Source organism: Microbispora sp. NPDC049125, assembly GCF_040802045.1.
Classification (GTDB): domain Bacteria; phylum Actinomycetota; class Actinomycetes; order Streptosporangiales; family Streptosporangiaceae; genus Microbispora.
Map to the genome: position 1 here is coordinate 38,603 of NZ_JBEZDW010000045.1, position 26,655 is coordinate 65,257.

General features: G+C 73.6%; 22 protein-coding genes. 21 read left to right on the top strand and 1 reads right to left on the bottom strand.

Going from position 1 to position 26,655, the window contains the following annotated elements; genetic code table 11:
* Positions 1–146 precede the first annotated feature (146 nt).
* The 18 genes from AB0B72_RS34900 to AB0B72_RS34985 are packed head-to-tail and all read left to right on the top strand — an operon-like array spanning position 147 to position 23,891.
* Positions 147–1,655 (top strand): MFS transporter, encoded by a 1,509-nt coding sequence (locus AB0B72_RS34900; RefSeq protein WP_367743717.1) that lies wholly within the window; start codon positions 147–149, stop codon positions 1,653–1,655.
* The gene (locus AB0B72_RS34905; RefSeq protein WP_367743719.1) at positions 1,652–3,202 is read left to right on the top strand and encodes a phosphopantetheine-binding protein; all 1,551 of its coding nucleotides are present in this window, start codon (positions 1,652–1,654) and stop codon (positions 3,200–3,202) included. The genes AB0B72_RS34900 and AB0B72_RS34905 overlap by 4 nt, the downstream gene beginning before the upstream one ends.
* Entirely contained in the window at positions 3,199–4,206 is a 1,008-nt protein-coding gene (locus tag AB0B72_RS34910) for a ketoacyl-ACP synthase III family protein (protein WP_367743720.1), read from the top strand. Before AB0B72_RS34905 ends, AB0B72_RS34910 begins: the two co-directional genes overlap by 4 nt.
* A 2-nt stretch (positions 4,207–4,208) precedes the next feature.
* Positions 4,209–6,365 carry an MMPL family transporter gene (locus tag AB0B72_RS34915; protein WP_367743721.1) on the top strand — a complete coding sequence of 719 codons (2,157 nt, stop codon included), beginning with the start codon at positions 4,209–4,211 and terminating at the stop codon, positions 6,363–6,365.
* Positions 6,366–6,369: 4 nt separating this feature from the next.
* Positions 6,370–7,416 carry a ketoacyl-ACP synthase III family protein gene (locus AB0B72_RS34920; protein WP_367743723.1) on the top strand — a complete coding sequence of 349 codons (1,047 nt, stop codon included), beginning with the start codon at positions 6,370–6,372 and terminating at the stop codon, positions 7,414–7,416.
* Positions 7,413–8,945 carry a class I adenylate-forming enzyme family protein gene (locus tag AB0B72_RS34925; RefSeq protein ID WP_367743724.1) on the top strand — a complete coding sequence of 511 codons (1,533 nt, stop codon included), beginning with the start codon at positions 7,413–7,415 and terminating at the stop codon, positions 8,943–8,945. Before AB0B72_RS34920 ends, AB0B72_RS34925 begins: the two co-directional genes overlap by 4 nt.
* Before the next feature lie 42 nt (positions 8,946–8,987).
* The gene (locus tag AB0B72_RS34930) at positions 8,988–10,742 is read left to right on the top strand and encodes a fatty acyl-AMP ligase (RefSeq protein ID WP_367743725.1); all 1,755 of its coding nucleotides are present in this window, start codon (positions 8,988–8,990) and stop codon (positions 10,740–10,742) included.
* Positions 10,739–12,556 carry an acyl-CoA dehydrogenase family protein gene (locus tag AB0B72_RS34935; RefSeq protein ID WP_367743727.1) on the top strand — a complete coding sequence of 606 codons (1,818 nt, stop codon included), beginning with the start codon at positions 10,739–10,741 and terminating at the stop codon, positions 12,554–12,556. Before AB0B72_RS34930 ends, AB0B72_RS34935 begins: the two co-directional genes overlap by 4 nt.
* The gene (locus AB0B72_RS34940) at positions 12,553–14,277 is read left to right on the top strand and encodes an acyl-CoA dehydrogenase (RefSeq protein WP_367743728.1); all 1,725 of its coding nucleotides are present in this window, start codon (positions 12,553–12,555) and stop codon (positions 14,275–14,277) included. The genes AB0B72_RS34935 and AB0B72_RS34940 overlap by 4 nt, the downstream gene beginning before the upstream one ends.
* Positions 14,278–14,288: 11 nt before the next feature.
* Positions 14,289–14,561: an acyl carrier protein gene (locus AB0B72_RS34945; protein ID WP_367743730.1), complete on the top strand. Its 273-nt coding sequence runs from the start codon at positions 14,289–14,291 to the stop codon at positions 14,559–14,561.
* The gene (locus tag AB0B72_RS34950; RefSeq protein WP_367743731.1) at positions 14,558–17,488 is read left to right on the top strand and encodes a type I polyketide synthase; all 2,931 of its coding nucleotides are present in this window, start codon (positions 14,558–14,560) and stop codon (positions 17,486–17,488) included. The genes AB0B72_RS34945 and AB0B72_RS34950 overlap by 4 nt, the downstream gene beginning before the upstream one ends.
* A 12-nt stretch (positions 17,489–17,500) precedes the next feature.
* Positions 17,501–18,520 (top strand): 3-oxoacyl-ACP synthase III family protein, encoded by a 1,020-nt coding sequence (locus AB0B72_RS34955; RefSeq protein ID WP_367743732.1) that lies wholly within the window; start codon positions 17,501–17,503, stop codon positions 18,518–18,520.
* Positions 18,520–20,481, top strand: a complete 1,962-nt coding sequence (locus AB0B72_RS34960; RefSeq protein ID WP_367743734.1) for an HAD-IIIC family phosphatase — start codon at positions 18,520–18,522, stop codon at positions 20,479–20,481. The genes AB0B72_RS34955 and AB0B72_RS34960 overlap by 1 nt, the downstream gene beginning before the upstream one ends.
* A complete protein-coding gene (locus tag AB0B72_RS34965) occupies positions 20,420–20,644 on the top strand; it encodes a hypothetical protein (RefSeq protein ID WP_367743735.1) in 225 nt (74 codons plus the stop codon). The genes AB0B72_RS34960 and AB0B72_RS34965 overlap by 62 nt, the downstream gene beginning before the upstream one ends.
* On the top strand, positions 20,641–21,474 hold the full coding sequence (locus tag AB0B72_RS34970) for a 2-oxo acid dehydrogenase subunit E2 (RefSeq protein ID WP_367743736.1): 834 nt from the start codon (positions 20,641–20,643) through the stop codon (positions 21,472–21,474). Before AB0B72_RS34965 ends, AB0B72_RS34970 begins: the two co-directional genes overlap by 4 nt.
* The gene (locus AB0B72_RS34975; RefSeq protein ID WP_367743737.1) at positions 21,452–22,138 is read left to right on the top strand and encodes a 4'-phosphopantetheinyl transferase superfamily protein; all 687 of its coding nucleotides are present in this window, start codon (positions 21,452–21,454) and stop codon (positions 22,136–22,138) included. Before AB0B72_RS34970 ends, AB0B72_RS34975 begins: the two co-directional genes overlap by 23 nt.
* The gene (locus AB0B72_RS34980; RefSeq protein WP_367743739.1) at positions 22,120–23,154 is read left to right on the top strand and encodes an alpha/beta fold hydrolase; all 1,035 of its coding nucleotides are present in this window, start codon (positions 22,120–22,122) and stop codon (positions 23,152–23,154) included. The genes AB0B72_RS34975 and AB0B72_RS34980 overlap by 19 nt, the downstream gene beginning before the upstream one ends.
* Positions 23,151–23,891 (top strand): thioesterase II family protein, encoded by a 741-nt coding sequence (locus tag AB0B72_RS34985; RefSeq protein WP_367743740.1) that lies wholly within the window; start codon positions 23,151–23,153, stop codon positions 23,889–23,891. The genes AB0B72_RS34980 and AB0B72_RS34985 overlap by 4 nt, the downstream gene beginning before the upstream one ends.
* Here the strand turns inward: AB0B72_RS34985 and AB0B72_RS34990 are convergent.
* Positions 23,845–24,624 carry a BTAD domain-containing putative transcriptional regulator gene (locus tag AB0B72_RS34990; protein ID WP_367743742.1) on the bottom strand — a complete coding sequence of 260 codons (780 nt, stop codon included), beginning with the start codon at positions 24,622–24,624 and terminating at the stop codon, positions 23,845–23,847. The genes AB0B72_RS34985 and AB0B72_RS34990 overlap by 47 nt on opposite strands.
* Before the next feature lie 145 nt (positions 24,625–24,769).
* Here AB0B72_RS34990 and AB0B72_RS34995 point away from each other — a divergent pair, with 145 nt between their 5' ends.
* The 3 genes from AB0B72_RS34995 to AB0B72_RS35005 are packed head-to-tail and all read left to right on the top strand — an operon-like array spanning position 24,770 to position 26,530.
* Positions 24,770–25,405, top strand: coding sequence for a DedA family protein (locus AB0B72_RS34995; RefSeq protein WP_367743743.1), 636 nt, complete (start codon positions 24,770–24,772; stop codon positions 25,403–25,405).
* A gap of 10 nt (positions 25,406–25,415) precedes the next feature.
* Positions 25,416–25,547 (top strand): hypothetical protein, encoded by a 132-nt coding sequence (locus AB0B72_RS35000; protein WP_367743744.1) that lies wholly within the window; start codon positions 25,416–25,418, stop codon positions 25,545–25,547.
* Positions 25,547–26,530 carry a lipase family alpha/beta hydrolase gene (locus AB0B72_RS35005; RefSeq protein ID WP_367743746.1) on the top strand — a complete coding sequence of 328 codons (984 nt, stop codon included), beginning with the start codon at positions 25,547–25,549 and terminating at the stop codon, positions 26,528–26,530. Before AB0B72_RS35000 ends, AB0B72_RS35005 begins: the two co-directional genes overlap by 1 nt.
* Positions 26,531–26,655: the final 125 nt, after the last annotated feature.

Genomic DNA, 26,655 nt, shown 5'->3' on the forward strand with positions numbered 1-26,655 from the left:
AGAACTCGTCGCTAAATCGCGCCTTTAGTGACCCGAAAGCGGACGTCCCGCTAAAGGCGCACCAAAGCCGAGGTGGCGATTCCCGCGAGTCCCATCGACGCTGGGACTCCGACGTTCCCGCCGTTTCCGCCATAAGGAGTCCCCGCATGGACGCTCGCCGTCGCTGGCTGGTGCTCGGAGTGCTGGGCCTGCCGCTCTTCGGGGTGGTGCTGAACAACTCGGTGCTGAACGTCGCCGTCCCGGCCCTGATGCGCGACCTCGGCGCCACGACGAGCACGGTCCAGTGGATCGTCGACACGTACTCGCTGGTCTTCGCCGGGCTGCTGATCACCGCGGGCGGCGTCGCCGACCGGTACGGCCGCAAGCGCGTCACCCTCACCGGCCTGGCCGTCTTCGGCGCGGCCTCGATCGCCGCCTCCCTCGCCGACGGCGCCCCCGCGCTGATCGCGGCCCGCGCCGCCATGGGCCTGGGCGCCGCGATGGTCATGCCGGGGACGCTCGCCATCCTCGTCGACGTCTTCCCGCCCGCCGAGCGGGCCAAGGCCATCGCCGCCTGGGGCTCCATCGCGGCCCTGGGCGTCGCCGCCGGCCCCGTCCTCGGCGGGCTGCTCGTCGGCGCGCTGGGCTGGTCCTCGGTGTTCCTGGTCAACGTGCCGCTGGCGCTGGTGACGATCGGGCTCGGACTGGTGCTGCTGCCCGAGTCGTCCGACCCGGAGGCGGGCCGTCCCGACCTCGGCGGCGCGCTGCTGTCCACCCTGGCCACCTCCGCGTTCGTGTACGCGGTCATCACGGTCCCCGGGGCCGGGTGGACGGCGCGGGGCGTCTGGGGGGCTCTCGGGCTGTCCGCCCTGGCCGCCGCGGGATTCGTGGCGTGGGAACGGCGGCAGCGGCACCCGCTGCTCGACCTGCGGCTGCTGCGCGACCGCCGCTTCAGCGGGGCGGCGCTGTCCGGGATGCTGCTGGTGTTCGGGCTGAGCGGCACGCTTTTCGTGCTCACCCAGCACCTCCAGCTCGCGCTGGGGTACTCGCCGCTGCGCGCCGGGCTCGCCGTGGCCCCGGTCGCCGTGGCCGTGGGCGCCGCCTCCTCCGTCGCTCCCGCGGTCAGCCGCCGGTTCGGCCAGCGGGCCGGCGTCGGCGCGGGACTGACCGTCGTCGCGTCCGGGATCCTGGTCATCGGCTGGGCCCCCGGAGGGTACCCGCCGGTCCTCGGCGGGCTGCTGCTGATGGGATGCGGCTTCGGCCTGGCCCTCACTCCGGCGACCGACGCCCTCATGAGCAGCCTGCCGCCAGAGCGCTCCGGCACCGGCTCGGCGCTCAGCGACACCATGCAGGAGCTCGGCTACGCGCTCGGGGTCGCGGTGACGGGCTCGGTGCTCACCGCCGTCTACGCGCGCGACCTCACGGCGCGGGCCGGCGAGGTCGCCGAAGCCGCCCGGTCATCGCTGGCGGCCGCCCTCGACCTCGGTCTCGGCGGCCCGGCCCGGCAGGCGTTCGCCGTCGCGCTGCCGCTCGGACTCACCGTCGGCGCCTGCGTGGTCCTGCTGGGCGCGGCCTGCGCCCTCGCACTCCTGCCCGGACGTCTCACCGGCCCCGCCGTCGTGGCCGACGACACACGAACCCCGCCCATACCCGCGCGCGAAGGAATCAGGACATGATCGGCGACCGCGATCTCATAGCTCGGTTCGGCAGCCCCCTCTACGTGTACGACCTCGCCAGGGTGCGTGCGGCGCTGGACGACCTTCGCGCCGCGCTGCCGCGCGGCGCGAAGGTGCTGTTCTCCCTCAAGGCCAACCCGCACCCGGACCTGGCCCGGGTGTTGCGGCTCGGCGGCTGCCACGGCGAGCTCAGCTCGGTGGGCGAGCTGGCCACGGCACTGGCCGCCGGTTTCAGCCCGGCCGACTGCCTCTACACCGGCCCGGGCAAGACCGCCGAGGAGATCGGGGAGGCCGTCGCGCTCGGCGTGCGCAGATTCTCCGTGGAGTCGGACCGCGACCTGCGCCGGGTGGGAGCCGTCGCCGCGGCCGCCGGCGTCGTCGCCCACTGCCTGCTGCGCGTGAACGGCGCCAGGGCCGCGGGAGGCGCGGGCATGCGGATGACCGGCGTCGCCTCCCAGTTCGGCTTCGACATCGAGACGCTCCCCTACAACGGGGACCCGGACGTGCCCGGGACCAGGGTCGTCGGGTTCCACTTCTTCCCGCTCACCAACGCCCAGGACGAGGAGACGCTCTGCGCTGAGCTGGAGGGCAGCGTACGCGCGGCCGCCCTGCTCCAGAAGGAGCGCGGCCTGCCCGTCGACGTCCTGGACATCGGCGGCGGCTTCTCTGCGCCGTACGCGCGGGCGGGTGAGCGGCCCGTCTACCGCACCCTGCGGCCGCGCCTGGAGGCGGCGCTCGACGAGCACTTCCCCGACTGGCGGGAGGGCGCGCCCCAGGTCTACTTCGAGTCGGGCCGCTACCTGGTGGCCGACTGCGGGCGGCTGCTGTGCACGGTCACCGACGTGAAGGAGAGCCGTCAGGCGACCTACGCCGTGCTCGACACCGGCATCCACCACCTCGGCGGCATGTCCGGCCTGGGCCGGCTGCTCCCGCTGTCCGCCGTACCGCACACGGTGGACGGCGGGGACGAACGGGACGACGCGGGGGGGCCGCGGGACGGCGAGCCCGGCGCCGTCACGCTGGCCGGCCCCCTGTGCACACCCGCCGACGTGCTGTCGCGCAGCGTCGAGGTCACCGACCTGCGGCCGGGCGCCCCGCTCGTCATCCCCAACGTCGGGGCGTACGGCCTGACCGCGAGCCTGCTGGGCTTCCTTAGCCGCCCGGCTGCCCGTGAGGTCGTGCTCGACGGCGACCACGTCGCGTCGGTGTCCCGGCTCACCCTGCAACGCACCGAGGAGAAGGAGACCACGGCAGTGGACACACAGGCAGTGGACACCCAGGCAGTGGACACACAGACGGACGGCGCCTGGGACGAGGTGTACGAGGGCGTTCTGCGCGCCGCGCTCCCCCGGCTGCCGCGTGAAGGACGGCTGGAGGCCGACACCGACCTCATCGCGGCCGGATTGGACTCACTGGCCATGGTGGAGCTCGTGGTGCGGCTGGAGCAGGCGTTCGCGGTCAGCCTGCCGGACGAGACGCTCACCGCGGCGGCCTTCGCCACCCCCGGAAGCCTGTGGGACGTCGTCGAGAGCGGGAGGCAGTCGTGAAGTGGGAGAACGTGTACATCGCGGGGAGCGGCACCTGCCTTCCCCTGGCCGTCGACGCCCTCGACGCGGTCGAGGCCGGTGACTACGACCGCGAGGAGTACGAGACCAACGGCATCCTGTCCGTCCTGGTCTCCGAGGGCCTGGCCCCTCCGGAGATGGCCGCCGAGGCCGCCCGGACGGCGCTCAAGCGGGCGGACATGGACCCCTCGGCCGTCACGCTGCTGCTGCACAGCAGCCTGTGGTTCCAGGGCGTGGACATGTGGCCGGCCGCGGCGTTCGTCGCCAACCAGGCCGGCTGCGTGGGGGCCGCCTCGTTCGACGTGCTGCAGCAGTGCAACGGCGGCCTCGGCGCGCTGGAGATCGGCGCCCGCCACGTCACCACGACCCGGACGCCCGCCCTGCTCACCACCGGCGACCGGTTCTGCCCGCCCGGCGTCGACCGCTGGCGGAGCGACCTCGGCATCGTTTACGGCGACGGCGGAACCGCCCTCGCACTGTCCCCCGAGGGCGGCCAGGCCCGCCTGCTGGCCACCTGCACGGTGGCGGACACCAGTCTGGAGCAGGTGGTGCGCGGCGCCGAGTTCCACCAGGTGGCCCAGGCCGGCTCGGTCGTCGACATCCGCGGCCGGCGCGACCACTACCTCGACGTCACCGGCCAGGAGCTGCTGGACGCGGTGGCCCGCCCGGCCCGGATCCTGCACCGCGCCGTCGCCGGCGCGCTCGCCGAGGCCGAGACCGAGATCGGGCGGATCGCCAGGGTCGTCACCCCCGCCGCCGGGCGGCCGATGCTGAACCTCGTCCTGCTCGCCGGTTTCGAGGAGTCGGTCACGACGTGGGAGTTCGGCCGCCGCACCGGCCACGTCGGCTCCGGCGACCAGTACGCCGGCCTCCACCACCTGATCAACGAGGGGCTGGTCTCCCCCGGCGACCGGGTCCTGCTGGTCGGCGGGGGCGCCGGCTTCACCTGCACGTGCGCCGTCGTCGAGATCACCGAAGGGGTTTGACCATGTTCGCCGCACTCGCCCGACTGATGCAGCGGCGTCGCGTACCGGCGTTGCTCCTGGCTCTGGCCGTGGCGGCCGTCACGGCCGTGCTGATCGGGGACCTGCAGTCCCGGCTCACCAACAGCCTCAGCGACTACGACGACCCCGGCAAGCCGAACGTGGCGGCCCGCGAGCTCATCCACCGCGCCACGGGCATCGATCCCCAGCAGGGATACGCCCTGCTGGTGCGGTCGGACCGGCCGATCGACCCGGCCGCCCCGCCGCCCGAGGTGACCGGCGCGCTCGCCCTCCTGCGGTCCCGGCCGGAGGTGCGCGACGTCGTCCCGCTGACCGTGCCCGGCCTGGTGTCGTCCGACAAGCGCAGCGTCCTGATCATCGGGGAGGTCGGCTCGATGACCGACGCCGCCACCCGGACGGCCGAGGCCGACATGCAGCGCGCGATCGGCGCCGACGACGCCCTGCGCGGCCGGGTGTGGCTGGGCGGCGCCACCCCCGCCCACGTGCAGCTGGGCGAGATCTCCACCGACGACCTGGGCGCGTCGGAGAGCCTCGCCCTGCCGATCCTGCTGATCTTGCTGATCCTGGTCTTCCGCGGCCTGGTGGCGGCCCTGCTCCCGCTTGTCGGCGGACTGTTCTCTGTGCTGCTGACGCTGTTCGGGATGCGGGTGCTGACCGAGTTCATGCACATGTCCGACGGCGGGCTGAGCCTGGCCACGGCGCTCGGGCTGGGCCTGTCGATCGACTTCGGGCTGCTGCTGGTGAACCGCTACCGCGAGGAGATGGCGGTGTCGGGCCCCGGGCTCGCCGCCCTGTCCGGCACCTATCGGACGGCCGGGCGCACCGTGCTGTTCAGCGCGATCACCGTCGCCGCCGCCCTGTCGGTGCTGCTGGTCTTCCCGCAGCCGTACCTGCGCTCGCTGGCGCTGAGCGGCGTGCTCACCGTCGTGTCGGCCGCGCTCTACGCGCTGCTGGTGCTGCCCGCCCTGCTGGCGCTCCTGGGGCACCGCGTGGACGCGCTGAGCCCCCGCCGCTGGCGGCGCGCGAGCGCCGAGCCGCCCCTGCGGTGGCGGCGGCTCGCCCGGGTCGTCATGGGCCGCCCGGTGGTCTTCGCCGTCCTCGCGACGGCCGTGCTGCTCGTGCTGATCTCCCCGGCGCGCGACGCGAGGTTCAGCGGCGTCGACCCCGCCGACATGCCGCGCGACGTCTCCAGCGGGGTGGTGGCCGCGGCCGTCGCCCACGACTTCCCCGACGCCCCGGCCGACCCGGTGCGGATCGTGTTCAGCGCCCCGGCGTCGTCCGCCTCGACGTACGCGCCGTACGTCTCCCGGCTCGCCGCGGTGCCGGGCGTGCGCGCGGTGGCCCCGGCCGCCCCGCTGGGCGACGCGCACGTGCTGATCGACGCCGTGATCGACGACCCGCTCGGGCCCGGCGGCCGGGCGGTCCTGGAGCGGATCGAGGCCGTGCCGGCGCCGGGCCCCGCGTTGTTCGCGGGGTCGACCGCCGACCTGCGGTCGCAGAGCGACACCATCCGTGAGCACCTGCCGCTGGCCGGGCTGCTCCTGGCCGTGATCACGTTCCTGCTGCTGTTCGCCTTCACCGGGTCGGTGCTGCTGCCCGTGAAGGCGCTGATCATGAACGCCCTGTCGGTCGGCGCGGCGTTCGGCGTGCTGGTGTGGGTCTTCCAGGGCGGGCGGTACGGCTTCGGCCCGGTCTCCGAGCTCGAACAGACCTCGCCGATCGTGTTGTGCGCGCTCGCGTTCGGCCTGGCGACCGACTACAACCTGTTCCTCCTCGGCAGGATCAAGGAGGCGCGGGAGCTGACCGGCGACGACCGGGCGGCCGTCGAGGAGGGCCTGGCCCGCACCGCCTCGATGATCACCTCCGCCGCCGCGCTGTTCTGCGTCGCCGTCGGCGCGCTGATGCTGTCGCGGATCACCCTGATCCAGCAGCTCGGAATGGGCACGATGGTGGCGGTCATCCTGGACGCGACCATCGTGCGCGCGCTGCTGGTGCCGTCGCTGATGGTGCTGCTCGGACGGGCGAACTGGTGGGCCCCCGGGTTCCTGCGTGCGCTGCACGCACGGCTCGGGCTGTCCCGGCTCGAGGAGCCGGCGCGGCCGATCCTCGTGCAGCCCGTCCCCGTCGGGGACCAGGCGTGACCTGATGCGGCTGGACACGATGTTCCTCGCGGGTGTGGGGGTGTGGCTCCCCCAGGCCGTAAGCGTGCGGTCGCTGGTCGAGCGCGGTGAGTACGCCGCGAACGAGGCGGCCGCGCGCGGGATGCTCTCCATCCTGATCGCGGAGGGACGGATCGCGCCTCCCGAGATGGCGGTGTGCGCGGCCCGCGACGCCCTCGCGCGCGCCGCCGTCCCCGCCGGGGACATCGGGCTGGCGCTGCACAGCAGCATGTACTTCCAGGGAATCGACATGTGGCCGGCCGCGTCGTACATCGCCCACGAGGCGGTCGGCCGCGGCGTGCCCGGCTACGAGATCGCACAGCAGGCCAACGGCGGGATGGCCGCGCTGCAGATGGCCGCGCTGACCCTGGCCGCCGGGGAGGCCGCCGGGGACGCCGCCCCGGCGGCGCTCATCAGCACGGCCGACCGGTTCAGCGCGCCCAGGTTCGACCGGTGGCGCACCGACGGCAGCGCCGTCTACGGCGACGGCGCGACGGCCGTCGTCGTGTCGCGGCGGGCGGGCTTCGCCCGGCTGCTGTCCGTGGTGACCCGGGCGGACAACTCCATGGAGGAGATCGTCCGCGGCTCCAGCTTCTACCCGGCGCCCCTGGCCGGGCGGCCCCTCGACCTGCAGCCCCGCAAGGACGACTTCTCCGCGGCGACCGGCATGGACTTCCGTGAGCTCGCCACCCGGCCGGCCCGCGTGATCAGGGCGGCGATGGAGGGGGCGCTCGCCGAGGCCGGCGTCGACCTCCGCTCGATCAGCCGGGTGATCTCCCCCGTCGCCGACCGCCGGCTGATCATGCCCATCATGCAGATCCTGGGCATCGACGAGAACCGCACCACGTGGGACTGGGGACGGCGTACGGGCAGCATGGGCGCCGGCGACCAGTTCGCGGCCCTCCACTGGCTCGTCCGGACGGGCACCGCGCGCCCCGGGGACCGGCTGCTCATGGTGGGCGCCGGAGCGGGCTTCTCCAGCACCGCCGCCGTCATCGAGATCCTCCAGACGCCTTCGGGAGACCACCCATGACCGAGACCTACCTTCGGCCCGCGCGTCCGGCGTCCCCGGACGCCGGGACCGGTGAGCGGGTGCACGACCTGCTGGCCGGCGCCGCCGCGACCTGGCCGTCCGCCACCGCCGTACGCGACGCGCGGGGCGCGTGGACCTACGCCGGGCTCGACGCCGAGAGCCGCGCGGTCGCCGCCTGGCTGGCCGGGCAGGGCGTCGGCCCGGGCGAGCGCGTGCTCGTCCGGATCGGCAACCGGCGCGAGGTCGCCGCGATCCTGTACGGCCTGGCCCGGCTGGGCGCCGTCTTCGTCCCCATCAACCCGGCGATGAAGCGTTTCCACCTGGAACGAATCTTCCACGACGCCGAGCCGGTCCTCGCCGTCACCGCGGACGCCGAGGCCGGCGCGCTGCGCGAGTTCGCCACCTGCCCCGTCCACGGCGTGGACGCGCTGTGGTCCGCGCTCGACCGCACCGCGGTGCCGCCCGTCGTGGACGTGCCGGCCGGCGACGTGGCGCAGCTCATCTACACCTCGGGCAGCACGTCCCTGCCGAAGGCGGTCGTCAGCCCGCACCGGGCGGTGACGTTCGCGGCGCGGGCCATCGGCCGGCGCCTCGGATACCGCCAGGGCGACGTGGTCTTCACCGCCGTCCCCCTGTCCTTCGACTACGGGCTCTACCAGATCTTCCTGGCCACGCTGGCCGGCGCCGAGCTGTTCGTCGCCCCCGACGCCGCGCAGCCCCGCCTGCTGTCGCTGATCCGGCAGGCGGGGGCCACCGTCGTGCCGCTGGTGCCGTCGCTCGGCGAGATGCTCATCCGGCTGTCCGCCCGCGGCGGCGGCCCCACCGCCGTCCGCATGTTCACCAACACCGGGGCGGCGCTGACGCCCCCCGTCATCGCCGGCCTGCGCGCCGCGTTCCCCGGAGCGGGGATCGTGCCCATGTACGGCATCACCGAGTGCAAGCGCGCGACCATCCTGGAGCCGGACGGGGATCTCGTCAGGCCGGGATCGGTCGGCACCGCCCTGCCCGGCACCGAGGTGCTCATCCTCGACGCGGAGGGCCGTCCGCTGCCCCCCGGCGAGGTCGGGGAGATCGCCGTACGGGGACCGAACGTGATGGACGGGTACTGGCGGGCCCCCGAGATGACCGCGCAGCGCTTCCGGGCGGACGAGACCACCGGCGAGGTCACCTTCCACACGGGCGACTACGGCCGGATGGACCGGGACGGCCACCTCTACTTCGAGGGCCGCCGCGACGACATGTTCAAGCGGCGCGGCACCCGGATGAGCGTCATCGAGATCGAGGCGGCGGCACTGGACGTGCCCGGCGTGACGGCCGCCGCCGTCCTGCCCCCCGAGGGCACCCGGGACCTGGTGATGTACGCCACCGGGGACATCACCGGGGAGGCGCTCCTCAGGCGGCTCGCCGAGCGTCTTGAGGACGCCAAGGTGCCCGCCGAATGCCACATCCTCCCCGCGCTGCCGTTGACCGACAACGGCAAGGTCGACAAGCGGACGCTGCAGTTAAGGACGGCGATAGAGCCGATTTAGCCAGGTTTGTAATGCTCTGATCAGCACTAAGAAGGGAATGCCGTGTCTGAGCGCAATCACGCCGAGCAGCCGAATATGGTGGCAGTCCTCCGCGACCGGGCAGCCGACCAAGGTGACCAGCCGGCCACCGTGTTCCTCCCGGACAGCCCCGCCGGCGAGGTGCCGCTGACCTACGCCGAGCTGGACGAGGGCGCCCGCCGCGTGGGTGCGTGGCTGCAGGCCCGCATCGAGCCGGGCGATCGCGTGCTGCTGATGAACCTTCCGGGCAACGCCTTCCTCATCGGCTTCTTCGGCTGCCTGTACGGCGGCGCGATCGCGGTGCCCGCCCCGCCGCCCGACGGGCTGCGCCGCAGCCTGGACCGCCTGATCGGGATCGTGACGGACGCCGGTGTGACCGCCGTGCTGACCGAGACCTCGTTCGCCCCGCTCGTGGAGGCCTGGGTCGCCGAGTCCGGCGCCGCTCCGGCGATGGCGTGCGCGTCCGTCGACGACAGCGAGCTGGCCGACCCGGCCGCGTGGCGGATGCCCGTGATCGAGGACTCCACCGTCGCCTTCCTCCAGTACACCTCGGGCTCGACCAGCGAGCCGAAGGGCGTGGTCGTCACCCACGGCAACCTGATCGACAACCAGCGCGAGATCCACAGCGGGATCGGCAGCCGGCCCGGGATGCGCGCCGTCGGCTGGCTGCCGCACTTCCACGACATGGGCCTGATCGGGCAGTTCCTGCACCCGATCTACATGGGCGGGACGCTCTACTTCATGTCGCCGCTGAGCTTCCTCAAGAGGCCGGTGCGCTGGCTGGAGGCGTTCGGGCGGTACGGGGCCACCGACTCCGCGGCCCCGAACTTCGCCTACGACCTGGCGACCAGGCGGGTGACCGACGCCCAGCTCGCGACGCTGGACCTGTCGAGCTGGGAGTACGCGCTGAACGGCTCGGAGCCGATCCAGGCCGCGACGCTGAACGCGTTCGCCGAACGGTTCGCGCCCGCGGGTTTCCGCGCCACGACCCTCGCCCCCTGCTACGGGCTGGCGGAGTCGACCCTGTTCGTCACCGCGACGCCCCGGCAGCGCGGGATGGTGGAGCTGGCGGCCGACCCCGCCGCCCTGGAGGCGGGCCAGACGCGCCCCGCCCCGGAGGGCATGGCCGCGCGGTCGCTCGTCAGCAGCGGCAGGGCCTCCCGGGCGGAGGTCAGGATCGTCGCCCCCGGCACCGGCTCGACCCTTCCGGAGGGGACGATCGGCGAGATCTGGCTGCGGAGCCGCAGCGTGGCGGCGGGCTACTGGAACCACGTCGAGCTCACCGAGGAGATCTTCCGCGCGACCACGGCCGAGGGTGAGCGCGGTTTCCTGCGGACCGGTGACCTCGGCGCGGTCTACGACGGAGAGCTCTACGTCACCGGCCGCATCAAGGAAATGATGATCATCAACGGCCGCAACCTCTACCCGCAGGACATCGAGCACGCGATCCGCCAGCTCCACCCCGCGCTCGCCCAGGGCGTCGGCGCCGCCTTCACACTGGGCACCCAGCCGGAGCGGATGGTGCTCCTCCACGAGATCAAGGTCGCGGCGCTGGGCGGTCTCAGCGTCTCGGCGCTCACTGCCAAGGTGATGGAGCACGTGCGCGCGACGTTCGAGGTGCCGCTGTCGGCGGTGCTGCTGGTCCCGCGCGGCACGGTGGAGCGGACCACCAGCGGCAAGGTGCAGCGCGGCCGGATGCGCGAGCTCTACCTGGCGGGCGAGGTACGCCCCCTCGGAGACGAGGACGTGTTCGCCGACGCGGGCACCGTGGGGAGGTGACGGCGGTGCCGCCGACTCCGGCCCTCTCCCACGACGCCCCGGCGGCCGGCGGCGTCCCGGGCGCTCCCGCGGCCCCCGCCGCGGGCCCGTTCCCGCTCGCCGAGCGGCTCGAACGCCACCTCGGCGACCCGGCGGGAACGGCCGGCCCGTTCACGTACGCCGACGCGGTGCGGCTCGACGAGGAATCGCTGTTCCCAGCGGCGATCTGCGCGGACCTGGACGAGTTCGGCCTGGCCCGCCACTACGTCCCGGCCGAGCACGGCGGCGACCTCGCCCGCTACGACGAGGCCCTGCAGATGACCCGCGCGGTCGCCCGGCGGGACCTCACCGTGGCCATCGGGCACGGCAAGACCTACCTGGGCGCCGTGTCCGTCTGGGTCTCCGGCGACGCCGCCCAGGCGGCCGCGCTGGGCGCGACGATCATCTCGGGCGTCCCCGTCTCCTGGGGCCTGACCGAGCGCGACCACGGCAGCGACCTGCTCGCCGGCGAGATGACCGCCACGGCCACCGAGGACGGCTACCGCGTCACCGGCGAGAAGTGGCTGATCAACAACGCCACGCGGGGGCAGGTGCTGTGCGCCCTGGTCCGCACCCGGCCCGAGGGCGGAGCGCGCGGGTTCAGCCTGCTGCTGATCGACAAGAGCACGCTCCCAGAAGGCACCGTGACCTGCCTGCCCAAGGTCGCCACCCTGGGCATCCGCGGAGCCGACATCAGCGGCCTGCGGCTGGCCGGCGCGCCCGTCCCCTCCGGCGCCCTGGTCGGCCGCGAGGGCGGCGGAATCGAGACCGTGCTCAAGGGCCTGCAGCTGACCCGGACGCTCTGCGCCGCCCTGTCGCTCGGCGCGGCCGACCACGCGCTGCGGCTCGCCGCCGGTTTCGCCGACGACCGCCACCTGTACGGCAGGCGGCTGGCCGATCTGCCGTACGCGGCGCACACCCTCGGCGAGCTGCTCGCCGACCATCTGCTCGGTGAGGCCCTGGCACTGGTGGCCGCCCGTTCGATCCACACGCTGACGGGCGAGATGACCGCGCTGTCGGCCTGCGTCAAGTATCTGGTGCCGACGCTCACCGAGACGCTCGTGGCCCGCGCCCGAAAGCTGCTCGGGGCGCGCTCGCTGCTGCTCGACCTCGGCGTGGGCGGCCGGTTCGAGAAGCTTGAGCGGGACAACAGGATCGTGTCGCTGTTCGACGGCAACACCGTGGTGAACCTGCACGCCCTGATCAACCAGTTCCCCGGGCTGGCGCGTGCCTGGCGGGACGGGCCGCAGGCCCCGCTGGAGGCCCCGCCGGAGGGGCTGCGCGTCGCCTGCGACCTGAGCGCGCCGCTGCCGCGGTTCGAACCCGGTCGGCTGTCCCTGGTCACCCGCCGGGGGCTGAGCGTGCTCAGGGCCCTGCCGCACGCGGCGCACGAGCTGGACACGCTGGCCCGGGCGACGCCCGCGCTGCGGCCGGTGGCCGATCTGGCGGCGCGCTTCACCGCGGCGGCCGACGTGGTCCACGCGGCCATGGCCCGGCAGGAGCAGTCCCGCATGGACGTCCCGCCCGGCGCGTACGAACTGGCGGGCAGGTTCACCCTCTGCGTCGCCGGAGCGGCCGCCGTGGCGCTGTGGCTCGGCAACCGCGAGACGTGGACGGAAGGCCTCTGGCGGGACGGCGCATGGCTGCACGCGGCGCTCACCCGAGCCATGGACGGCCTCGGCGAGCCCGTCCCGGGTGACGAGCCCCCCTTCCCCGAGCTGGCCGGGTGGCTGCTGGAACAGGCGCGGACCGGACGGCCCGTGTCGCTGGTCCCCGGAGAGGCGGTTCCGTCATGAGATCAACGGCGACGGTCGCGGGTGCGCCGGCGGCGACCCTGGAGGAGCTCCTCGGCGACCCGTACGACGCGGGGAATCCGTGCGGGCACGCGGCCGTGCTGGCGGCCGACGAGCGCCGCGAGCCGCTCGCGGCGGCCGAGCGGGTCCTGGACGGGTGGCGGCTGAACGCCGAGTTCGTCCCGGTCGCCCTCGGCGGGCGGCTCGACCGCGTCCAGGACCTGATCACCCGCCTGCGGCCGGTCTTCCGCCGGGACCCCGCCCTCGGGCTCGGCTACGGGGTGACCAGCTTCATGGCGGCGGCCAACGTGTGGCTCGCCGGCAACGACCTCCAGCGCCGCCGCGTCGCCGACCTGCTGCTGCGCGGCGAGAGGCTGTCGGTCGCCTACCACGAGCTGGCCCACGGCAACGACCTCATGCGCAACGAGCTGGCCGCCCGCCCCGACGGCGACCGGTTCGTGGTCAGCGGGCGCAAGGAGGTCATCAACAACGCCTCGCGCGCGGCCGGGGCCGTGCTGTTCGCCAGGACCGGCGACCGGCCGGGACGCACGCACTCGCTCATGCTGGTGGAGACCGGCTCGCTGCCCGCGGACCGGTGGGAGGTGCTCCCCCGATTCCGCACCGGCGGCATGCGCGGCTGCCTCATCAGCGGCTTCGCGTTCGACGACTGCCCGGTCCCGGCGACCGGCCTGCTGGGCGGGCTGGGCGAAGGCCCGGAGACCGCGCTGCGGTCCTTCCAGGTCAGCCGGTGCGTCACGGCCGGGCTGGGGCTCGGCGCGGTGGACGCGGCCCTCGCGTGCGTCCTGCGCTTCGCCCGCGGCCGCCACCTGTACGGCCGGACGGTCGCCGACATCCCGCACGCCAGGGACGTGCTCGCCGGCGTCTTCGCCGACCTGCTGGCCGCCGACTGCCTCGTCACGACGGTGGCCCGGTCCCTGCACCTGCTGCCGGTCCACGCCAGCCGGTACGCGGCGGCCGTCAAATACCTGGTGCCGCTGCTCCTGGAGGACGCGATGCGGTCCCTCGGAGTCGTGCTGGGCGCGCGCGGCTACCTGCGGGAGGGCGAGCACGCCATCTTCAGCAAGCTCACGCGGGACCTGCCGGTCCTCGGCATCGGGCACGCCGGCGGGACCGCGTGCCAGCTGACGATCCTGCCGCAGCTGCCCGGCGTCGCCCGCGCGGCGCACTCCTCGGCGGAGGCCCCGGCGGCCGTCTTCCGGCGCGGCGACCCCGTGCCGCCTCTCGACCTCGGCGCGCTGCGCATGATGGGGCACGGCGACGACCCGTTGATCGGCAGCCTGCTGGCGGCCGCCGACGACCGCACCAGCCCCGACCTGCGCGAGCTCGCCGGGATCTTCCGGGCCGACCTGTTCGACCTGGCCCGCAAGATCGCCGCGCTGCCGCCGGCGGAGCGGGGCGTCCAGGCCTCCGCGCCGGCCTTCCGCCTGACCGAGCGGTACGCCCTGCTGCTCGCCGCATCGGCCTGCCTCAACACCCGTCGGCACCACGACGGCGACCCGTTCCTCGGTGGCGACGACTGGCTGCGCGCCGCGCTGTCCCGGCTCGCCGTCCGGCTGGCCCGGGCGAACACCTCACGCCCGCACTCGCCCGAGGCGCACGGCCGGGACATGACCGCACCACTGTTCACCGAACTGCTCCGCCGGGCCGACGCGGGTCTCGGCTTCTGCGCCGACGTCGAACCGGTTTCGCGCCCGCTTTCCTGAGGAGATTCGATATGAGAACGATGTTCGACCAGGCCGGTCTTGAGCTGTGGCTCACCGAGAAGATCGCCATGTACCTCGCCATCGCGCCGGAGGCGATCGACCCCACCACTCCCCTGGCCGAGTACGGCATGGACTCGGTGTACGCGCTCAGCCTGTTCGGGGACATCGAGGACGAGCTGGGCCTGGAGGTCGAGCCCACGCTGGCCTGGGACTATCCCACGATCGTGGCCATCGCCGGCTATCTGTGCGAGGAACTGGCCACGCAGAACCGGGAGGCGTCGTGACCCCCGTGGCGATCGTGGGCATCGACTGCCGCTTCGCCGGAGCGGGCGACCCGGAGCAGTTCTGGGAGCTGCTGCGCCGCGGCGAGGAGGGCATCGGGCCGGTGCCCCCGCAGCGCTGGGACGTCGAGCGGTACGTCTCGGAGGACGGCCGCCCCGGCACCGCCAACTCACGGCTGGGCGGGTTCATCGAGGACGCCGAGGCCTTCGACCACGAGTTCTTCGGCATCTCCCCCAAGGAGGCCGCGGCGCTCGACCCACAGCAGCGCCTGGTGCTGCAGACCGTGTGGCGGGCCATCGAGGACGCGACGATCGACCCCCGCTCGCTGGCCGGCAGCCGCACGGGGGTGTTCGTGGGCCTGATGTCGAGCGAGTGGGGCAACCTGCACATGCTCGACTTCGAAGGGCTGACGCCCCAGCGCGGCTCGGGCAACGGGTACTGCATGGTGGCCAACCGGGTCTCCTACCACCTGGACCTCAAGGGGCCGAGCATCGCGGTCGACACCGCGTGCTCCTCGTCCCTGATGGCCACCCACCTCGGCGTGTCCGCGCTGGTCAGCGGCGAGTGCGACCTGGTCGTGGTAGCCGGGGTCAACCTCATGCTGACGCCCGCCCTGTCGATCTTCTACACGCAGGCAGGGCTGTCGGCCCCCGACGGGCGCTGCAAGCCGTTCGCGGCCGCCGCCGACGGCATCGGCCGCGGTGAGGGCGTCGGCGTCGTCGTGCTGCGCAGGCTGGAGGACGCGATGGCGGACCGGCAGCCGGTCTACGCCGTCATCGAGGGCAGCGCCGCCAACCAGGACGGCCGCAGCAACGGCATCACCGCGCCCAACCGCTGGTCGCAGCGGGAGGTCATGGCGCGCGCCCTGGAGCGGGCCGGGGTGGCCGCCCGCGATCTGACGTTCGTGGAGGCGCACGGCACCGGGACCATCCTCGGGGACATGATCGAGGTGAACGCCCTCGGCGAGCTCCACGGCCAGGGCCGGGACGAGCCGTGCTGGCTGGGCTCGGTGAAGGGGAACCTCGGGCACACCGAGGGCGCGGCCGGGATCGCCGCCCTGATCAAGACCTCACTGGCGATGAGCAAGCGGACGGTGCCGCCCACCCGGCACAGCCGCGAGGAGAATCCCCGGCTCAAGCTGCGCGAGAACGGCCTGCGCCTGGCCAAGGCCCCGGTGCAGCTTCCCCGGGGCCGGGTGCTCGCGGGGGTCAGCTCCTTCGGTCTCGGCGGCACGAACGTGCACGTGGTCCTCGGCTCCGCGCCCCCCACCCGGTGGCCGGCGCGGGACGGCGAGGCGGGGGTGCTCACCGTGTCGGCCGCGTCCCCCGAGGCGCTGCGCCGCAACGCCGCCGCACTGCTGGGCACCCTCGGCGCCACCGCGGACGCCCAGCTCAGCCAGGTGTGCTTCAGCAGCAACCGCGTCAAGGCGTCGCTGCGCCACCGGCTCGCCGTGGCCGGGAGGGACCGGGCCACGATCACAGGACTGCTGTCACGGGCGCTGTCGGACGACGCGGCGTTCGAGGCGGCCACCGGCCGGGCGGGCGCCAGGCCGCGGACGGGCATGCTGTTCACCGGTCAGGGCTCCCAGTATCCGGCGATGACCCGGAGACTGTACGAGGCGTCCCCACCGTACCGGGAGCGGCTGGACGCCGTGGACCAGGCGCTGCGCCCACACCTCGGGTACTCGCTCGTGGACGCCCTGTTCGCCGGAGGCGAGGAGATCCACGACACCGGGCTGGCCCAGCCCGCCCTGTTCGCCGTGGAGTACGCCATGGGCGGCGCCCTCCTCGACCTCGGCGTACGGCCGGCGTTCATGCTGGGGCACAGCGTCGGCGAGTACGCCGCGGCCTGCCTGGCCGGGGCGCTCGACCTGGAGGACGCGGCCCGGCTCATCGTCCTCCGGGGAGCCCTGATGCGCGAGCTCCCCCGATCCGGCTCCATGATCGCGGTCAAGGCCGCGGTCGAGGACGTCCGGCCCCTCGTCGACGCCTGCGCCGACGTCAGCCTGGCCGCCGTCAACGGCCCGGGGGACGTCGTGGTCTCGGGCGACTCCGCGGCCGTGGCCGCGATCGGCGACCGGCTGGCCGCCGGCGGGGCCAGGGTCACCCGGCTCACCGTGTCCCACGCGTTCCACTCGCCACTGATGCGGCCGGTGCTGGAGGCGTTCGGCGAGGCGGCCGCCACTGTCACCGCCCGCACTCCGAGCGTGCCGGTCATCTCGACCCTGCGCGGACGCCGGCTCGACGGCGAGCCGATGGACGGCGCCTACTGGACCGAGCACATCGAGGGGACCGTCCGCTTCGGCGACGCGCTGGCCGTCGCGCTGGCCGGCGAGCCGACTCACCTCGTCGAGGTCGGCCCCCGGCCGGTGCTGCTGCCGCTGGCCCGGCGGGCCGGCGCCGCCCCGGCCTCCGTACGGGGGCTCGTGCCGTGCCCGGGGCCGGCCGCGACCGGTGCGGAGCTGGCCGAGACGATCGCCGCCCTCTACCTGGACGGCGTGGAGCCCCGCTGGCCGGTGCTCTACAGCGACGGGCAGCGGGTCCCCCGGCGGCTGCCCGTCTACGAGTTCGCGACAGCCGGCCGCTTCTGGGTGGACGGCGCGGTCGCCACCGTCGTCCGCCACACCCGGCCCGGCGAGCCCGCCGCCGGCGCGGCGGCCCCCGTGACCGCCGCCGCCGTCGAGGTGGGGCACGATCCCGTGATCGCCGCGATCGCGGCCGTCGGCGGGTACGCGCCGGCCGAGATCCGGCTTGAAGCGCGGCTGCAGGAGGACCTGGGCTACGACTCGGTCATCTTGATGCAGCTCATGGACCAGCTGAAAGCCGGGTTCCCGGCCCTGGGCCGCATCCCGGTGGCCGAGGTGGTCCCCCAGGTGGCGACGGTCGCCGACCTGCTCGCGTTGGTCCGCGACCCCGCCGAAGTCGCCTGAGAGGAGCCCCCCATGACCGCGTCCGACGCCTATGTGGTCGGCACCGGGTCGGCACTGCCCGGCCCGCCCGTCGACAACGCCGAACTGGCCCGGCACTTCCCCGTCAACGCCGAGTGGATCGAGCGGTTCATCGGCACCAGAACCCGCCACTTCGCCGTGGACCTGGCGACCGGCGAGCAGCGCACCGGGCTGGCCGAGCTGGCCGCGACGGCCGCGGGCCAGGCACTCGCCAAGGCGGGCGTCGAGCCGGACGAGGTGTCCTTCGTCGTCCTCGGCACGGCCTCCCCGGACTCGCTGATGCCCGCCACCGTGAACCTCGCGGCCGACATCCTCGGCATCGACCGGGTGCCGACGTTCCAGCTCCAGTCCGGGTGCGCCGGCGCGGTGCAGGCGCTGGAGACCGCCATGGCACTGCTGTCCCCCGACCGGCCGCTCGGCCTGGTGATCGGCGGTGACGTCTGCGCCAAGCACATGGACCTGCGGCGCGGCCTCGGCAAGCTGCCCCCCAGCGAGCTCGTCAACTACGCCATCTTCGGCGACGGCGCGGGCGCGGCGGTGCTGTCGGCTCAGCCGGCGCCCGGCGCACTGGCCGTACGCCACGTCCTCAACCGCTTCACCGGCCTCGGCCGGCCGCCGGGCCAGGTGATCAACTGGTACGGCGCGGCCGGGCGGGCCGACGGCGAGCAGCCGGTGGTGGAGGACTACAAGGCGATCGAGGCCCGCGTGCCCGTCATGGCCGGCGAGATCCTGTGGGAGCTGCTGGACCGGACCGGCTGGGACGCGGGGACGATCTCGTACCTGCTGCCGCCGCAGCTGTCCGGCGTGATGACGCCGCGCATCGTCAAGGAGCTCGGCCTCCCCGGGACCGTGGAGGTGAGCGTGGTCGCCGAGGTCGGCAACAACGGCAACGCGCTGCCGTTCCTGCAGCTCGACCGGCTCGCCGAGATGGTGCGCCCCGGCGAGCGCGCCGTGGCGGTCGCGGTCGAGTCCAGCAAGTGGCTCAAGGCCGGCTTCACCCTGGAGGGGGTGTGATGTCCGAAGGCGCCCGGAGGGCCGGAGAGGAGCTGGCCGCGCTGCACGCGTCCGGCCGGCTGGCGGAACGCTACCCGGAGGTGCGCGGCCTGCTGGCGGCGCTGGACGAGGAGACCGGGGAATGGCCGCCGGCCGCGCTGCGGCGCGCCGGCACCGTGCTCGCCCGGCTCGGCCACGAGGCCGTGCTGGCCGAGCACCCGGACACCCCGTGCGTCACCGTGGGGATCACCGGCAGCTTCACCCTGCAGACCCTGGTCGCGCCGCTGACGGCCCAGCTCGCCCGCCACGGGCTGCTGCTGCGGCCGCACCTGACCGGCCACGGCCAGTTCGCCCTCCAGCTGTCCGACCCGTCGAGCGAGCTTTACCGGGCCGCCCCCGAGGTCACCTTGTGCGTGCTGGACGCCGACGTGGTGTTCGGCCGCGTCCCGCCGCCGTGGACGGCCGCCGACGTGGCCGCCGCCGCCGGTGAGGTGGCCGCCCTGGTGGAGGAGCTGGCGGGCGTGCAGGGCACCGGGCGGCTGGTGCTGAACACCGTCCCGCTGCCCCGGGAGCGGGCGGCGCAGCTGGTGGACCACCGGTCGCGCACGGAGCTGGCCATCGCCTGGCGGGCGTTCAACACCCGGCTGCTGGAGCTAGGCCTGCGCGACCCCCACGTGACGGTGATCGACCTCGAACCGCTGCTGGGCTCCGTACCGCGGCTCAACGACCCGCGGACCGCCGCGTACGCGGGCACCGCCATGTCCGACGAGCTGCTCGCCTCGTACGCGCGGGAGGTGGGCCACCTGGTCCGCGCCATGCGCGGGCAGACCGCCAAATGCCTGGTGCTCGACCTCGACGGCACCCTGTGGGACGGCATTCTCGCCGAGGACGGCCCGGCCGGGATCACCATGGCGGGCGGCTACCGGGGCGCGGCGTACCAGTCCTTCCAGCGGGTGGTGAAGCAGCTGGCCGCCCAGGGCCCGCTGCTCGCCGTCTGCAGCAAGAACGACGACTCCGCCGTGCGCGAGGCGCTGCGCGACCATCCCGACCTGCTGCTCAGACCGGACGACTTCGTCAGCGTCTCCGCCAGCTGGAACCCCAAACCGGAGGGCGTCGCGGCGATCGCCCGGCAGATCGGCATCGGCGTGGAAAGCCTCGTCTTCGTGGACGACAACCACGCCGAGCGCGGCCTGGTCCGGATGGCTCTGCCCGAGGTCACCGTGGTCGCCGTCGACGCCGCCGAGCCGGCGCTGCACGTGGAGCGGCTGCTGGCCGACGGCTGGTTCACCACGTTCGAGGTGACCGGCGACGACCGCGCCCGGACGGCCAGATACCGGGCGGAGGCGGCACGCGACGGCTTCCGCTCCCAGGTCTCGTCCGCCGGCGACTACCTGGCCGGCCTGGGCGTGCGGGTCGCGGTCACGCGGCCGGGACCGGCCGACATCGCCCGGGTGGCGCAGCTCACCCAGCGGACCAACCAGTTCAACCTGACGACGGAGCGGCTGGACCCGGCCGCCGTCGCCCGCCGCGCGGCCGACCCCGACGGGCTCGTGCTGGCCGTCAGGTCCGCGGACCGGTTCGGCGAGGACGGCCTCGTCGGCGCGCTGTTCGCCCGGTGGGAGGGGGCGGCGCTGGTCGTCGACAACATGGTGCTGTCCTGCCGTGTCCTCGGCCGGGGCATCGAGTCGGCCGTGCTGCACGAGCTGGTCGCCCACGCCCGTGACGGCGGGGCGCGGGCCGTACGGGGACGGTTCCGGCCGAGCCCGCGCAACGGCAAGGTGCGGGACCTTTACCCGGACCACGGCTTCGCCCCCGTCACGCCGCGGGACGACGGCGAGGCCGCCTACGAGCACGACCTGACGGACCACCCACACCCCGCGCCCCACGTGACCATGGACTGGCGGCTGGAAGGACAGACCGATGACCGAGACGGAATTCCTGGACCTCGTACGGCTGGAGGTCGGGCTGTCCTTCAGTCCTGACGATCTGGTGCGCGACTTCGACGAGCTGCCCGGCTGGGACTCGGTGTACCTGCTGAAGCTGATCTCCGCCCTTGAGGGCGAGTCCGGACGGCGGCTGCCGGTCGCCGAGGTCATGGAGGCGCGCAGGCTCGCGACCATCCACGAGTTGGTGGGCGCCTCGTGAACGGGACGGTGACGGGCGGCCTCGTCCGGCCGCTCCCGCCGGAGCGCCGCCCCACCCTGCACTTCCTGCGGTTCGCCGGCCAGGCGAGCCCGGTGTACATCGACACGGACGTGGACAGCACCGCGCTGCTGCTGCACCGCGCCCTCGGACGGCGGTACTCGGTCGTCTCCTACGTGCTGCGCGCGGCCGGGGTGGTCCTGGCCCGGTACCCGGAGGCCAACGGCGCCTTCGCCGGGTCGTACCGGCCGAAGGTGGCCGCGGCCGCCGGAGTGCACGCCAAGCTCACCCTCGACAAGACCCTGAACCAGGTGCGGACCGTCCGGTCGGCGGTGCTGCCCCGGGTGGACCTGCGCACGCTCGACCAGATCCAGGACGACGTGGACCGTTTCCGCGACGAGGACCCGGCCACCCTTCCCGAGCTTCGCGGCGCCCGGATGCTGCAACGCGTCCCCTACCTGGCCGGCCGGGTGATGTTCTCGCTCGGCAGCACACTCGCAAGACGGCACCTCGTGCTCGGCACGGTCTCGGTGACCTCGCTCGGGCACCGCCCGGTACGCCGGTTCTTCTCCTCGGGGGGAACCGCCGTGACGCTGGGCGTCGGCCAGATCCTCGACACCCCGGTGGTGCGGGATGGCGCGGTGGTCGCGGCCCCCATGATGCCGCTGTCCCTCACGTTCGACCACCGTGTCCTCGACGGCGCCCTCGCCGCCGACGTCCTGGCCGGGCTCAAGCACACACTGGAGGACCTCAGTGAGCTCATCGACCCCGAAGCTGAGGGGTCCTCTGACACCGGGCACGCGGCAGGACATGTGGGAGCGGCTCGCGCGTGATCTGAGGGCCAACGGCGTCGCCCTGGGCTTCGGCCGTACCCGCGCCTGGTACGCGGACCTGGACGAGGACGAGCTGGCCCACCTGCTCGGCCACGACGTCGCCCGCTATCACCGGCTGCGTGAGCGGGCCAGGAAGACCCGCCTCGTCGCCTCCCGCCGCATGCTGCGGGAGGTGACGGCGCGGGTGCTCGCGCAGGAGCCCGACGAGGTCAGGCTGGTCGCCGACCATCGCGGCCGACCCATGCTCGCCGGAGGCAGCGTGGACGTGAGCCTCAGCCACACCGAGGACCTGCTGATCATCGGCGTGGCGAGCGGCGGCGTGCTCGGCGTGGACGTGGAGGCCCTCGACCGGCCGCTGCTGGCGCTCGGGATCGCCGAGGCGGCCTGCAACCCGTCGGAGAACGGCCGCCTCGCCCGCGTGCCCCTCCCCCGGCGCAACGCCCGCCTGGTGCGGCTGTGGACGCTCAAGGAGGCGTACGCGAAGGCCACGGGCGAGGGCCTGCGCCTGGACTTCCGGCAGCTCGCCTTCCGGCTGAACGGCATGCGGGCGTCCGCCGAGTTCCCCTCCCAGGGGTGGACGTTCACCTCATTCATGATCGAGAACTACTACTGTGTCAGCATCGCCGTCGGCCCGGAGGCGCCAGCATGCGAACCCCTTACCTGACCGAACTGAAGGATCTCGTCCTCCTGCACGCGCGGGCCCAGGGCATCCGGCCCGCCGAGTGCGCGTCCGTGCTGGCCCGCGTGACCGCCGAGACCGGCCCGTCCGCCGGGTCCTGGCCGCTCGTGTGGGCCGCCGAGGGCGACCGGGCCGCCGACCCGCTGCAGGCGAGCCGCCGCTACAACCTCGCGCGATTCCCGTACGTCGACGGCGGCGAACGGGCCGAGGCCCTGGCCAGATGCGTGGCCGCGTTCGGCCGCTGGGCCGCCACCGCTCCCGGGGTGGAGGCCCTCGACGTGCCCGTGCCCGGCGGGACCATGCGCTGCTGGGCGGCCGGGCTCGACCGGGACCGGCCGCTGCTGGTGGTCACGGGCGGCATCGTCAGCATCAAGGAGCAGTGGGGCGCCTTCCTGCTGGCGGCGCCCCGGTTGCGCATGAGCGTCGTCGTCGCCGAGATGCCCGGCGTCGGGGAGAACCCCCTGACGTACGGCCCCGAGGCCGTCGGCATGTTCCCGGCGATCCTCGACGCGGTCGCCGGGCGGGCGCGGACCGAGGAGACGTACGCCGTCGCGCTGAGCTTCGGCGGCAACCTGGCGCTGCACTGGTCGCTGACCGACCCCCGGCTGCGCGGCCTGGTGACCGTCGGCGCGCCGGTCTCGGCGTTGTTCGCCGACGAGGGCGTGTGGGCGCGACTTCCCCAGACGACCGTGCGCACGCTCACCCACCTCACCCGGGTGGCGGAGGGGGACGTCCGGGAGCACCTGTCCCCGCTGGCCCTGACCCCCGCGCGGCTCGGCCGGATCGACATCCCCGTGCGCTACGCGGTCAGCCGCCGCGATGAGATCATTCCGGCGTCCGAGCCCCGGCTGCTCGCCGGGCATCTGCCGCGGTTCCGGGCCGTCGAGTTCGACGACGTCCACGGGTCGCCGAACCACCTGGCCAGGACCCGGCTGTGGGTCGTCGGCTCGCTGCTGCGCATGCGCGCGCAGCGCAGACTCATGAGGAGGGCAGTGGCATGACACCGAGGCTGGTCTGCTTCCACCACGCCGGCGGAGGGGCGGCGTCCCTGCACGCGCTGCGCACGGCGCTCGGCCCGGACGCCGACTTCCACGCGGTGTCCCTGCCCGGCAGGGAGGCGCGGCACCGCGAGCCGCGGATGAGGAACATCGAGGCGCTGACCGAGTGGCTGGCCGGCGAGGTGGGCGACCTGCTCGCCGAGCCGCACGTGCTGCTGGGCCACAGCATGGGCGGCCTGGTGGCGTACCGGCTGGCGCAGTGGCGGATCGCGGCCGGGCTGCGCGCGCCGGAGGCGCTCGTCGTCGCCGCGTACGCGGCGCCCCACCTTCCGGCGCCGCTCGCCGACGTCGACGACGTGCCCGACGCCGCGCTGGGAGAGCTGCTGCTGTCGTTCGGTGGGCTGCCCGAGCAGCTGCGGGAGCGGCCCGAGTGGGTCCGGGCGTTCCTGCCGATCGTCCGCGACGACATCGCCCTGTGCGGCAGCCACGTCCACGCCGGCGAACCGGTGCTGCCCTGCCCGGTGCACGTCTTCGGCGCGGACGAGGACGTCCTGGTGTCGGCGGCCGACCTGCTGGCGTGGGAGCGGCACACGGCGGCCGAGTTCACCTGCACGATGGTCCGGGGCGGTCACTTCTTCGTGAAAGACGCCCCGGATGACTTCGTGACCGGCGTACGGCGGCTCCTGTGGGGGCTCACCCCGTCGGCACGAGTTGAAGCTCCAGCCGCGGATCGGCCTTGAGTATCGCCTGCTGAAGCTCCTGCACCGGGCGGCACGGCTCCAGCCCCAGCTCCTCCCGCAGGGTGGTGCGCAGCCGCAGGTACACGCGCAGCGCCTCCGCCTGCCGCTGCGAGCGGTACAGGGCCAGCATGAACTGCCCGTGGAACGCCTCCCGCATCGGATGCTCCCTGGTCAGCCCGGCCAGCTGCCGGGAGACCTCCTGGTGCCGTCCCAGCGCGAGGTCGGCGTTCATCTTCAGCTCCAGCGCGATGAGCCGCATCTCCTCCAGGCGGATCGTCCGCACCCGGAGCGACGGGCCCATCTCCACGTTGGTGAGCACGGAGCCTCCCCACATGCCCAGCGCGCACCCGAAGGTGTCGGAGGCGTCGAAGTACCGCCTCTGGTCGAACTGCGCCCTGCCCTCGTCGAAGGCCCTCTCGAAGGCGGAGGAATCAAGCTGATCGTCACCGAGCTCCAGCAGGTATCCGGGCGCCCGCGTGACGATGCGGTCGGACCTGCCCCGCGTCGTGGCGTTCAACAGCTTGCGCGCGTGCGAGACGTACACATGTATGGCGGCGTCGGCACGGCGCGGCGGAGCGGAGCCCCATATCTCCTCCATCAGCTCCGTGGTGGAAACGACATCTCCCACATGCATCAGCAACGTGGCGAGCAAGACTCTGACCTTGCCCGCGGAAGGGGTGCGGGCCGTGCCCTCGTCGATGACCCTGAGAGGGCCGAGAACCGAATACAACATCGCCTCATCCTCCTTGCCGCCTATTCCACCAGATCGTGATATCACCGTGAAATCATGGCGTTTCCATCGAGGCCCGCTAACGGGCAGATAAAGCGTCACTAAGGCCGGGGTGGCGGGTCTGCGGGAAATGCCGAACCATGACGGCATGACGAATCCGCTCAGCTGGTTCATGGATCTGCTTCTCCGTCTGCAGGGCACGCCCGCCTACCTGCTCGTCGGCGTGCTGACCTACTGCGAGGCGGCGATCCTGGTGGGCTTCGTCCTCCCGGGAGAGACCGCCGTCCTCCTCGCCGGCATCCTGGCGAGCCAGGGCGCGGTGTCCCTGCCGATCGTCTTCGCCGTGGCCGCGACCTGCACCTTCCTCGGTGACGTGACCGGGTACGCGCTCGGCCGCCGGTGGGGGCCGCACATCCTCGCCACCCGGTTCGCGCGCCGCCGCGGCGATCGCATCGAGGCCGCCCGGACGTACCTGCGGGAGCGCGGCGGATGGGCGATCTTCGTGGGCCGGTGGACCGCCTTCCTGCGGGCGACCGTCCCCATGCTCGCCGGAATCTCCCAGCGTCCCTTCCGTAGTTTCGCCGTTCTCAACGGCCTCGGCGGCCTCCTGTGGGCCGCCACGCTTATGACCGTCGGTTACGTGGCGGGAAACGCCTACGAGAGCTACGCGAGCTCCATCGCGTTCATCTCCGTGGCCATAATGGTGATTTTCGTGCTGATTTTGACCTTGCGTGCCGTACGACGGCAGAAAGCGTCGCCGACGGAAAGAACACCGTCATTCTGAGGAGAACCCGATGGAGATCCCCGTTCCCGACATCCCGATCCGGTCCCCGATCGACATCTGCCTGGCGCTGCTGCTCCGCCTCGACTCGTCCGAGCGGGACGGCGAGCTGACGTCCGTCGCCGGTTCGAGGGAGCCGGTGTGATGGTGACCGATCTTCTGGGCCGGCTCGTCTCCCCGGCGCACGACAGGATCACCGGGTACGGCTCCGCCGTACGCGAGCAGGTCGTCGAGGGCCTGCGCGCGGCGCAGCGGACCGCCGTTCACCTCACCAGGCCCGCGGCGGCCGAGCGGCTGCTGAACGGCTGGGTGGATCTCTGTGACGACCCCGACTACCTTTCCCCTCCGCTCGACGGCGGTGGCCTGCCCGTGGTCATCGTGGGAGGGCTGGGCAGCACCCCCATCATGTTCGAGCCGCTGCGCCGCTGGCTGCGCCGGGCCGGCTGCGAACCGGTGATCGCCCCCGTCGGCTACGGTCTCGACTGCGGCGAGCGGACGGCGGTGCGGGTCATCGACTGCCTCACCAGGGCCACCTACCAGTTCGGCCGTCCCGCCGTTCTCCTCGCGCACAGCCGGGGCGGCCAGTTCGCCCGCATCGCCGCCGTACGGCGCCCGCACCTGGTGACCGGCCTCATCACGATGGGCAGCCCGCTCACCGACCTGGTGGCGGCGAACCGGTGGATCGTCGCCCAGCTGCTGTTGCTGGGGACGGCCGGCAGCGCCGGCGTGCCGGGCCTGATCAGCTGGGGCTGCCTCGTCGGGGAGTGCTGCCGCACGCTGCGGACGCAGCTCGCCAACCCGCTGCCGGCGCACCGGTTCCTGTCCATCTACTCGCTGACCGACCAGGTGGTGCCGTGGCGCTGCTCGGCCGACCCGTACGCGCGGCATCGCGAGGTGTCCGCGACGCACAGCGGGATGCTGGTCAGCCCCGAGGTCCTGCGTATCCTGGCCGCCGAGCTGTCCGCGCTCGCCGGGGCCAAGGCCGTGTCGGCCGGCCACGACCTGGAGACCGTGTTCGGGGACGCGTCGCGGCGCATGACCATGATCCTCCGCTCGACCGTCGTCACCTCACCGGTGCCGTCGCAGCTCACGCCGTCCGCATCCCGGCCCTCTCTGGTCCGGCACTAGGGGAGTCTCCTTGATCAAGCAGGTTCAGCGGCTCGACCGCGTGATCATCCGGTTCGCGGGTGACTCCGGCGACGGGATGCAGCTCACGGGAGACCGGTTCACGGCGGAGACGGCCCAGTTCGGCA